The organism is Streptococcus sp. 1343 (genome assembly GCF_013277355.1).
GTDB classification, from domain to species: Bacteria; Bacillota; Bacilli; order Lactobacillales; family Streptococcaceae; genus Streptococcus; species Streptococcus pseudopneumoniae.
Map to the genome: position 1 here is coordinate 1 of NZ_VMMT01000084.1, position 9,174 is coordinate 9,174.

The window sequence follows — 9,174 nt, forward strand, 5'->3', positions numbered from 1 at the left end:
ATTTTTTGAACCTCCTTTCTATTGGAATTTTGACTAAAACGGTGAGAGGTCCTAGTCAAGAGTATTATAGCAATTTAGGAGGATATTACATCAGTCTTGAGGCTGATATAGGAGGTTGAATGGAAGATAAAATCATCGAACTTGCTGATTACTTCATCAGCGAATCTACAACGTACAGAGAAGTTAAAATAGCGTGTGAGAAGCTATTGAAACAAGTCAGCCATGAGATTGAACTCAGGGCGATGGAAAGTAGGACGAGGGGGGACGATAATGGAACAGCCGCATGTTAATGTTGATATTTCTGGTATGGAAAAATTAGCAGAAGTAACTCAAGAGGAGACTGAAAAAATATTAAGTTATGATGAAATCGAATTGCTAAAACCAATTACTCATCTTCATAAATCTATCTTTAGGCAAACAGAATACTTATCAGAGCAGTTGACTGAAAGGTTTCGTCACCTTGAGGACTACAATAGTCCCATAGATGAAGAAACAATTAGATTAGCTGAGGTGACTATAGAATTTTATAATCTACTAATCAAGTCTCCTAGTATTAGTACAGTTGTCAAGGAGATTGTGAGCGAGGGACATAAGAGTTAAAGCGGTTAAGGCATCATTAACACTATCTGGATTGTAGTATTTAAGTTTATGTGCTTTGGAATTACGATAAAGATGTGCGATTGTCAGAAGTAAATTCTTCAATCCTTTATATTCACTTTGTTCGTCAAGAGTCTGTAATTTATTTCCGTTGATAATCATAACGGGTTCTTTGATTTTAAAACATTGGTCTATTAGACTTGCTGAGTCCAGAGACGAACCGGTTAGTAAACGAATGCGGTGAAAGATTCCTTTACTTGCTTCAAATACAGCATGAAAATAATTTTCTTGTAAGAGTTCCTGGGTGCAGAATTTTAAAACATTTGGATGAACATTTAATGTTCTCAACATATGATCAAGTGATTCAAATCGTTTCTTTGCCTCAACTAATGTTTTTGAAGCAGTAGTAATAACTACATGTCCATTATCTGATATGGCAAGGCCTTTTAGGGAAAGAACGACATTTAGTTTTAATCTTAAGTTTTCAAAATCTGAAACTTTATCGATGTACCGCAAAGGATTGCAGATATACTCAATTACAAGTTTGATATTAGATTCATCTTGTGTTTTGTTGAGTATATCAGACATGATATTGTGAACTCTATAGTGTTTATTGAGTCCAGAGTTCTGGTCGTTTTGGGAATATCCTAAGACTTCTCCCATCCTTGTGATTTCAGAATGTGAAACATAATCAGATAGTATTTTACTGATTGTATCTACAAATTGTGTATCAATACTTAACATAGTAAACCTCGTTTTTATTCTATTATACCAAATTTAGAAAGGAGGTAGGAACGTGACGAAAATGACATTAAAAACACTAAGAACACTCAAAAACTGGAGACAAAGTGATGCGGCAGCAGCTGTGAATGTATCAGTTGATACGTGGGGGCATTGGGAACGTGGGATAACAGAACCTAGTGTTTCGAAAGCATATCAAATCGCTAGTGTTTTCGATGTATCAGTAGATGATATTATTTTTTTATCCGATATTGCGGTTTGACCGTAATAAAAGAGTAGAAAGGAGAGCGTATGACAGATTTTAAAGATTTAGATTGCCAGTTCATCTTTCAGGAATCCAACTGAAGATTATACAGCTGTTAGTAATAGTTTTATCAACGATCCTGCGCTGGATTTTACAGCTGTCGGTATCATGATGGTGGTACTGGCTAATCACCCAAACTGGCAAGTCTATCCAGAAGAAATAGCTAAGCGGAAAGGTGTTAGTCGAGACACAGTTGATAGCTACTTCAAAATATTAGAAAAAAATGGCTACCTACGAATTGTTAAAAAAGGCATGGGACGTGGTAAAGGAGTTCGTGTTTTCAGATTTTTCTCAGATGTAAAAATATCTGATTTCCAATTCGATATTATGAAACAGAGATTAAATGAAAGTATATCTAAGTTATCCACAGGTTAGAATTTACATTTTCGATTTTTACAAATCTGTATTTTACAAATCTGTATTTTACAAATCTGTATTTTACAAATCAGAAAATTTAGGCACTAATAAATATTAACTAACAACAAGTATTAAATAACAATAAATATTAACTAACAACAAGTCCTACTTATCTTAATAAATAAAAGAGAGGTTAGAAAAAATAAATACAATGGAGAAAGAAATGAGACCAAGACGATATCCGTATAGTGGGAAAAGAAAAAAGCCTATCAATTTTCAGATAGACTTAGAAAAATTCAAGCGTCTTAGCTATGAAGCCATTCATGATACTTCTCAAGTAACTCAATAGGAGGAAGGAATAAAATGATTCACCATTATATAACTCACTATGCCAGCAATGGGAAAGATTACGCCGAAGCATGGATTCAAATTGATTTTTTGGGAATGTGCTTTTGTGTATGGAAAAAGCGTACAACCATTGAACGATTGTACGCAAACGAAGATTAGACTTTTTCCAACCGTTGCCTTTAGCAGATGTCGGAGGGAGCCGATCACCTTTTCCGATAGTTGCGGTATGACCATTAGTAACTTTTCCGCCACGAGGTCCTACCTCTACATAGCGACCAGGTTTCTGATTATCTGTTCCAGGTTTTATTGGAGTATTTGCCATACTATCTCCTCCTTTCTATTGGAATTTTGACTAAAACGGTGAGAGGTCCTAGTCAAGAGTATTATAGCAATTTAGGAGGATATTACATCAGTCTTGAGGCTGATATAGGAGGTTGAATGGAAGATAAAATTATCGAACTTGCTGATTACTTCATCAGCGAGAACACAACGTACAGAGAAGCTAAAATAGCGTGTGAGAAGCTATTGAAACAAGTCAGCCATGAGATAGAACTCAGGGCGATGGAAAGTAGGACAGTATGAAAGAAGCAGTAAAGGAATTTCTAAAATTCAGGAGCCGATTTACAAAAATAGAATGGTTTGAAATTAACCAAGCTATCGAAGCTCGTTTAAATCAAAAAGCCGACCAGTTGAAACTGGACGACTTAGATTTAGAAATCATTTCTAGCAGACTAGAAAAAGTTATCTAGAAACGATTTGAATGAACATTGGATGGATACGATAGTCAGCGCCACGATAGTGAATGTAGATATAATCCTGATGGTACATCGAGTTTGCTTCAGGTTTAGAAATTGGTGAGTAGAGTTCTGCATTTTCTTCCCACCAAATGTAAGGACTAGCCATATTTGGTCCCATTACACAATCGTCGTCGGCTGATAGGTTCACCCAATTTCCGCAAAGACATGCGTGAATTTCAGTCATAATATTACCTCCTTTCTGGTTTCATTATAGCAGAAAAGGAGATAGCAAAAAAGCACCTGACGGCAATCAGGCGCATGACAAAATTATTCAAGAAAATTATACCACGAAAGGAGCAAAAATGGAAACAGTTCAAATCGTGAGAATTAAAGACGTGATCATCGAGAAGATTTCTGCAAACGATGAAGAACTAGAGCACATCTTTGGATGTTCAAAACGACAAGCGGGAGATATGAGGCGAGAGATGAAAAAATTACCTAGTCAACAAAAATACCTTAGAAACGATGGTCAGCTTGTCACAATCAAAGGTTTTGATGCTTATCTGCAATATCGAGGCAGTCAATCATGGAAGAAAGAAATGTCTAAAACCGTTAAGATGACACGATAGCAGAATAATAACTACTAACTTTACAACAAACTACTACTAATCTAAATAAAAGAAAGGGATAACTGAGTTATCCACAGGAGAAAAACAATGATTAACAAAGACCAAATTATCAAAGCGCAACAGGAAAAAATTGAACGCATTGAACAGTTACAAAAAAAGCTACATAAATTATCTACGCTTGGATTGCTAACTACAAAACTTTTGGGGCTACCTAATGAGTTAGAAAAGCCGTTGAAAGTAACCCACGACATCTCACATGTCATCAAGGATGTATTGGATGGCATGAGCCCAAGTGAGGCGATTAAGCAGAATATGGCAGAAGAAGATGATGAAGAGGAAGAATAATGTTTGAACCACCATTAGTTAGCCAGCTTTTAGGAACTGGTGCAGTGATTTTAGGATTTATCGGTGCAGGGCTTCTAGCTCATCAGATGGATAAGCAGGAAGAGGAGAAAATCCGCCAGAAGGAAGAAGAAAGACGAGAAGAGCAAGAATTTGCGTCTATGATTATCCAAGGTTACAACCAAGCATACGAACGTGGTAGAGAGGCACAGCGACAAGAAATCCGCAAGAATATCCGCAGAGAGTTCAAAGGCTTCACCTACGACAACGAACCGCCTCAAGGATTACGCCCTGAGCCTCTAGCCTTGCCAGAACCACGAAGATCACGCTATGAAAAGTATTTGGGGTAGAGCAAAGGAGACGCTAATGACTAGAATTGAACTTGAAAACCGTGTATGGCTTTTGGCCAATCATGAAGAAAAAAACGAATTGCTGGATCTTGGAAAGGTGTATGCTCATGTTTGATTACGACAGAGATATAATGCAACCGCCTGAAGAACGTGAAGAACTTGACCCAAGCCAGTACATCTATGTTGGCTGTGGGCAGTATCGATACGTGGGGGATGAAGTATGATTCAGGAGCTACACGAAGAAATCGATAATTGGCGAGCTGAATATATGCATCTCGGAATTGAACTCGGAGAAATCATCAACGACCAACAGGATATTATTTTGAAATTGCAAAACGAAAATCGACGCTTAAAACGTGAAAATTGGAATTTGAAGAAGACGAAAGGAAGAAGAAAATGACAAATAATCAATTAGCAACGCAGACAAAACGTGATATTACTATTGACCCAAGTTCATTGACTGGGGCAGACATCAAAAAGTATTTTGACCCACAAAACCTGTTGACTGAAAAACAAATAGGTCAGGCTCTAGCCTTATGTAAAGGTCGCAATCTTAACCCATTTGCTAACGAGGTCTACATTGTGGCTTACAAAAATCGTAATGGAGGCACAGAGTTCAGTTTAATTGTCTCCAAAGAGGCTTTCTTGAAACGTGCCGCTCAATGTAAAGACTATGAAGGCTTTGAGGCTGGAGTAGTGGCGGCAGATAGCGAGGGTGTTATGCACGAACGCAAAGGGGCAATCATGCTCCCAGGAGACACATTGATAGGCGGATGGGCAAGAGTGTACCGCAAAAATTTCAAGGTACCTGTGGAGATCTTTGTTAGCCGTGAGGAATATGACAAGAAACAAAGCACTTGGAACTCTATGCCAGCTACTATGATTAGAAAGACGGCTCTGGTAAATGCTCTTAGAGAGGCTTTCCCTGAGGATTTAGGCAATATGTACACAGAGGATGACGGCGGAGAAACATTTGACCGTATCAAAGATGTCACACCTCAAGAAAGTCGAGAGGATGTCGTAACACGCAAGATGGCTCAGATTGAGCAATTCAATAAAGAACAAGAGGCGAATCACCCAGTTCCTGAACCTACTCAAGTTGAGAAGACAGTCCAAGGCGAACTCTTAGAAGAAATGGAGTACTAACATGCAAGAATTACAAGTAAGTGTAACACAAGCTCAGGTTGAAATTTTAGACCGTGAGTTGTTTGAACAAAATATTAAAGAGGTGGTAACGAAGTACCAGAATTACACAGTTACTGCTTCGACAATCAAGGACGATAAGCAGGTATTAGCTGATCTCAGAAAACTGTTCAAGCAGATATCTGATGAACGTATCAAAATCAAAAAGGTTTTGTCAAAAACCGCTGATGATTTTAACGAATACATCACAGAGCAGGTTGAACCGCTTGATGGTGTTATCAAAAAGATTGCGAAAGATGTCAAAGAGTTTGAAGACCACCAGAAAGCACTCAGACTGGATACTGTTAAGGGTTACATTACAAATAAGGCGTCAGAATACATGCTTGACCCTCGTCTATTTGACGAGAAGGCCCTTGAGTATGTCAAGGCTGGCGATTTCATGGCTGACGGCGTGACGCTTAAAAAAGCCACTATGAAGTCACTTGATGACATGGTCACATTTGAGTTTCAGAAACAAGAAGAATACAAGAAAACCATCTCAGCAATCTCAGGGCAATGCGCTGAGTACGGAATGACAGACCAGCCATATATTCGGATGTTGAAAGACATGACTTTGGTTGAAGTGTTGGAACAAATCAAGGCAGACTACGCTTTTGAAAAGCAAAAAGAAGAAGTTAGATTGGCTCAAGAGCGAGCTGAACGAGAACGTGAGGAAGTTTTAGCTCAGCAACAAGAGAAAGCGCCAAAATCAACGGAGACCGCAAAATTTGACCCAGAAACGGGCGAAATCTTAGACAGTAGGCAATTATCCCAAAACCAACAAGAAGCCGTCAGAGGGGCTGAAAACGGCTTAAAACGATATACCCAAAAAATGACCTTGGAAGTATATTTCGCCGACACGGAAGAAAAAGACTATTTCAAGAATAGCCTTGCGGATTTGGGATTTGAATACAAAAAAAATTACACTGTCCAAGGTTATCAACGAATTGAACCGTTGACGCAGGCAGAATTGGATGAACTGATTAAATAAACCAACTATTTCCATTTTGGAAACAACTCAAAAACCAACAAGCCGTGCATTCTTGTAAAACTGCGAACTAGAAAACGTCAGTAAAGGTCATGTGATCTTGGACGAGCGACTGCCCGTATTTAGCCAATTATCACAAAGGCAGTCGCATTTTTTTGGAGAAAATTAATGAATTATAAAATCGATATAGCAGGAACGAGTATTGCACTTAACGTATCTAGAAACGACATAACGGTTACAAATGGGATTAAATATGATATTCAGATGCAATTCAGGAATTTGGATTCCGATACATCTTTGGATACTGAAGGCGATGTATTTGAACCACTATACTGGTTAGATGTGAAGGTAACACCGAAAGAGCCGACAGAATACCATTCCAGTTTAGGAGTCAAGGCAGAAAAACGAAACTTGGCCGAGCTCCAGAAATTCTTTGAGTTTATTGAGAATAATAAACGAAACCTATTTGATCTCTGTGGATTCAAGGGAGAAGTGCAATGAGTTCACTGACATTATCGTTGGACATTTCAACTACTGCGACAGGCTGGGCCGTATTTCACGGCTCTGACCTTGTTCAGAGTGGTGTCTTAAAGCATAAAAGCAAATCGTTCTTTGAACGTGGGAGGTTCATGGCTAGTGAATTGAGAGCGATTCAATCGAGAGCGCTCCAGAAGTACAACTGCCATTTTGAATCGATTGTGGTCGAGAAGAACTCAGTCATGGGGCCAAATCAGCAGTCTATGATCAGTATTGGAATTGTGACAGGTATCATTCTTGGTCGACTGATTGCTGACAATGTGTACTTCGTGAACGTGTCGACCTGGCGCAAGTACTGGAAGTTTAGTTACAAGGACCGAAGTAAAAAATCAATGAAGCTGCAGGCAGTTGCTAAGGTTTCGGATGAATTTGACTTGAACGTCAAAGACGATGAAGCTGACGCTATCCTGATTGGTTCATATTTTGTAAACCACGGCCAAGAATTTGGAGAATTGGAAAGCCACAAGGTGAGTTGAGAGGTAGAACAATGAAACGATATATAGAATTTATTGACGACGCAAAAACGTCAGCGGTGGAGCAACTTAATATTTTTTTGGAAAATCTTAGTAAAGGTTCAATTCATAAAGTAGCAGGGTATCAAGCGAACACTGACTGTACTTATATTTTATTAGAGGTAGAGAATGAATTAGCGAATCAACTAGACGAACCGCAACCAGTCAAAGTTCCGCAGTTTGTGGCTGAATGGATTGAGGAAGCTAGAAAAGCTTGTAAAGACGTGGCAGAATTATTCGAATTTGATTTCACGAACGATGAAGTTAGGAAATGGTTTATGCAAGAAAGACCATTTGATTTAGTTGCTCGTGCATGGCTTGACGGCTACGAGGTCGAGAAAGAGAAGCAGTATTTGGTGAAAATGCCGAAGGCTAATTTTAATGGTAACATTCAAATTTTAAGTTTTAAAAATAATAGTTTCTTCTGGTCCTCGAATTGGGAAGGTTATAAGGCACATCACACCCGCAAAGAACTAGAAGAAGCTGGTTTCGGCTGGGTATTCGATTGTGAGGGTGTTGAAGTTGAGGAGGTGGAGTGATGTTTGAAAGCGTAGTTGTAGATATGGTCACGAACAATGGTTTGGTTGGAGAATTTATAGATATTGACGAAGTGGCTTATGTAGATTTTGATAAAGAGTTAATATATTTTAAAGCGCATGATGCTCTAATTCCACGGATGATACCAGTGACTAGAAGTTCATTGCTTCGAGTTAAAAAGGCTTTGTTTTATAAAAGTATATAAAAATATTTATGAGGTGGTAACATGAAACGACCAAACAGATACCCTTACACACGAAGTCAATGGGCTGAAGAAACTGTTAATCATTATACATATAAAAGTGATATTTGCTATACAAGTCACATTTTAGAAAATAGACTTACTGGAGAAATAAAGGAGGTCATAGATTGAAACGATTCATAGCAATCTGGATTCTGCTATCTGCTGGACTAAACATCTGGCAGATGGACAGGATTGCAGAACTAGAAAAGAAAAAGCCGATGGTTATCTACAAGGCGGATAACGCAGGCGCTGAGATTTTCGGTAAAGTCGTCGAGAAAGGACGACACGGCAAATTATACACGCTTACGATTCGTGACTACGGGGTGTTTGTGGTTACGAAGGACGTGTATGAGAAAGTGAAAGTTGGGGATGAGGTGATGTTATGATACCAAAATTTAGAGCGTGGGATAGACTGCGAAAAGAAATGAATTACAAAGTCATGGTAGGCAATTGTGATCTAAGTGATGAAAACTGGACTTGTCCTATCATTTGGATTGAAGAGAAAAAAGATTGGTTACATTTTGATGATTATGAATGTATCATGCAATCAACAGGACTCAAGGATAAGAACGGCAAGGAAATCTTTGAGGGGGATGTTCTTGAAATTCAAGATGAAGGAGAAGTCCTTGGGAATGCAAAATTGACTTGGGATAATGAGCAAGCTGTCTTTATGATAGAAGCAATAAGTGTAGATGATATTGCGCCCTTTCATGAAATTCTTAGCGATGAAAGTTACTCTTATAGAGTCGTTGGCAACATCTACGAAAAC

General features: G+C 38.5%; 21 protein-coding genes and 1 pseudogene. 19 read left to right on the forward strand and 3 right to left on the reverse strand.

Annotated elements, in window-relative coordinates; genetic code table 11:
- Positions 1-119: 119 nt before the first annotated feature.
- Together HT709_RS10965 and HT709_RS10970 are read left to right on the forward strand one after the other, a co-directional pair.
- Positions 120-290 (forward strand): hypothetical protein, encoded by a 171-nt coding sequence (locus tag HT709_RS10965; protein ID WP_023937576.1) that lies wholly within the window; start codon positions 120-122, stop codon positions 288-290.
- Positions 271-600 carry a hypothetical protein gene (locus HT709_RS10970; RefSeq protein ID WP_240156681.1) on the forward strand — a complete coding sequence of 110 codons (330 nt, stop codon included), beginning with the start codon at positions 271-273 and terminating at the stop codon, positions 598-600. The genes HT709_RS10965 and HT709_RS10970 overlap by 20 nt, the downstream gene beginning before the upstream one ends.
- On the opposite strand, the gene HT709_RS10975 is transcribed toward HT709_RS10970, so the two are convergent.
- Entirely contained in the window at positions 535-1,341 is an 807-nt protein-coding gene (locus HT709_RS10975; protein ID WP_023937574.1) for a TIGR02391 family protein, read from the reverse strand. The two genes, HT709_RS10970 and HT709_RS10975, sit on opposite strands and share 66 nt — an antisense overlap.
- A 52-nt stretch (positions 1,342-1,393) precedes the next feature.
- Between HT709_RS10975 and HT709_RS10980 the strand changes: the two genes are divergently transcribed.
- On the forward strand, positions 1,394-1,600 hold the full coding sequence (locus HT709_RS10980) for a helix-turn-helix transcriptional regulator (RefSeq protein WP_055387710.1): 207 nt from the start codon (positions 1,394-1,396) through the stop codon (positions 1,598-1,600).
- A 150-nt stretch (positions 1,601-1,750) separates the two neighbouring features.
- Positions 1,751-2,017 carry an HTH domain-containing protein gene (locus HT709_RS10985; RefSeq protein WP_023937570.1) on the forward strand — a complete coding sequence of 89 codons (267 nt, stop codon included), beginning with the start codon at positions 1,751-1,753 and terminating at the stop codon, positions 2,015-2,017.
- A 490-nt stretch (positions 2,018-2,507) separates the two neighbouring features.
- Here the strand turns inward: HT709_RS10985 and HT709_RS10990 are convergent.
- A pseudogene (locus tag HT709_RS10990) lies at positions 2,508-2,669 on the reverse strand (YjzC family protein); the annotation flags it as partial.
- 116 nt (positions 2,670-2,785) lie between these two features.
- Here HT709_RS10990 and HT709_RS10995 point away from each other — a divergent pair.
- Entirely contained in the window at positions 2,786-2,929 is a 144-nt protein-coding gene (locus HT709_RS10995) for a hypothetical protein (RefSeq protein ID WP_023934258.1), read from the forward strand.
- The gene (locus HT709_RS11000; RefSeq protein ID WP_000656630.1) at positions 2,926-3,096 is read left to right on the forward strand and encodes a hypothetical protein; all 171 of its coding nucleotides are present in this window, start codon (positions 2,926-2,928) and stop codon (positions 3,094-3,096) included. The genes HT709_RS10995 and HT709_RS11000 overlap by 4 nt, the downstream gene beginning before the upstream one ends.
- Here the strand turns inward: HT709_RS11000 and HT709_RS11005 are convergent.
- The gene (locus HT709_RS11005) at positions 3,089-3,250 is read right to left on the reverse strand and encodes a hypothetical protein (protein WP_237701456.1); all 162 of its coding nucleotides are present in this window, start codon (positions 3,248-3,250) and stop codon (positions 3,089-3,091) included. The two genes, HT709_RS11000 and HT709_RS11005, sit on opposite strands and share 8 nt — an antisense overlap.
- Positions 3,251-3,446: 196 nt before the next feature.
- On the opposite strand from HT709_RS11005, the gene HT709_RS11010 reads away from it, so the two are divergent.
- The 13 genes from HT709_RS11010 to HT709_RS11065 form a co-directional block, all read left to right on the forward strand.
- Positions 3,447-3,713, forward strand: coding sequence for a hypothetical protein (locus HT709_RS11010; protein ID WP_000450963.1), 267 nt, complete (start codon positions 3,447-3,449; stop codon positions 3,711-3,713).
- A gap of 87 nt (positions 3,714-3,800) precedes the next feature.
- Entirely contained in the window at positions 3,801-4,058 is a 258-nt protein-coding gene (locus HT709_RS11015) for a hypothetical protein (protein WP_000608473.1), read from the forward strand.
- Positions 4,058-4,405: a hypothetical protein gene (locus tag HT709_RS11020; RefSeq protein ID WP_000462836.1), complete on the forward strand. Its 348-nt coding sequence runs from the start codon at positions 4,058-4,060 to the stop codon at positions 4,403-4,405. Before HT709_RS11015 ends, HT709_RS11020 begins: the two co-directional genes overlap by 1 nt.
- A gap of 101 nt (positions 4,406-4,506) precedes the next feature.
- Positions 4,507-4,629: a hypothetical protein gene (locus HT709_RS12130; RefSeq protein WP_000928478.1), complete on the forward strand. Its 123-nt coding sequence runs from the start codon at positions 4,507-4,509 to the stop codon at positions 4,627-4,629.
- Positions 4,626-4,805, forward strand: a complete 180-nt coding sequence (locus HT709_RS11025) for a hypothetical protein (RefSeq protein ID WP_138700643.1) — start codon at positions 4,626-4,628, stop codon at positions 4,803-4,805. Before HT709_RS12130 ends, HT709_RS11025 begins: the two co-directional genes overlap by 4 nt.
- Entirely contained in the window at positions 4,802-5,551 is a 750-nt protein-coding gene (bet, locus tag HT709_RS11030) for a phage recombination protein Bet (RefSeq protein WP_050222896.1), read from the forward strand. The genes HT709_RS11025 and bet overlap by 4 nt, the downstream gene beginning before the upstream one ends.
- Before the next feature lies 1 nt (position 5,552).
- Positions 5,553-6,578: a DUF1351 domain-containing protein gene (locus HT709_RS11035; protein ID WP_050222897.1), complete on the forward strand. Its 1,026-nt coding sequence runs from the start codon at positions 5,553-5,555 to the stop codon at positions 6,576-6,578.
- A 165-nt stretch (positions 6,579-6,743) separates the two neighbouring features.
- A complete protein-coding gene (locus tag HT709_RS11040; protein WP_138699921.1) occupies positions 6,744-7,076 on the forward strand; it encodes a hypothetical protein in 333 nt (110 codons plus the stop codon).
- Positions 7,073-7,588, forward strand: coding sequence for a hypothetical protein (locus HT709_RS11045; protein WP_172925767.1), 516 nt, complete (start codon positions 7,073-7,075; stop codon positions 7,586-7,588). Before HT709_RS11040 ends, HT709_RS11045 begins: the two co-directional genes overlap by 4 nt.
- A gap of 11 nt (positions 7,589-7,599) precedes the next feature.
- Entirely contained in the window at positions 7,600-8,163 is a 564-nt protein-coding gene (locus tag HT709_RS11050; RefSeq protein WP_172925768.1) for a DUF1642 domain-containing protein, read from the forward strand.
- Entirely contained in the window at positions 8,163-8,366 is a 204-nt protein-coding gene (locus tag HT709_RS11055; RefSeq protein ID WP_050253767.1) for a hypothetical protein, read from the forward strand. Before HT709_RS11050 ends, HT709_RS11055 begins: the two co-directional genes overlap by 1 nt.
- A 164-nt stretch (positions 8,367-8,530) precedes the next feature.
- Complete coding sequence (locus HT709_RS11060) at positions 8,531-8,791, forward strand: DUF1372 family protein (protein ID WP_023940096.1); 261 nt, start codon at positions 8,531-8,533, stop codon at positions 8,789-8,791.
- Positions 8,788-9,174: YopX family protein (locus HT709_RS11065; protein WP_172925769.1), on the forward strand; the 387-nt coding region annotated here is incomplete at its 3' end. The genes HT709_RS11060 and HT709_RS11065, both read left to right, overlap by 4 nt.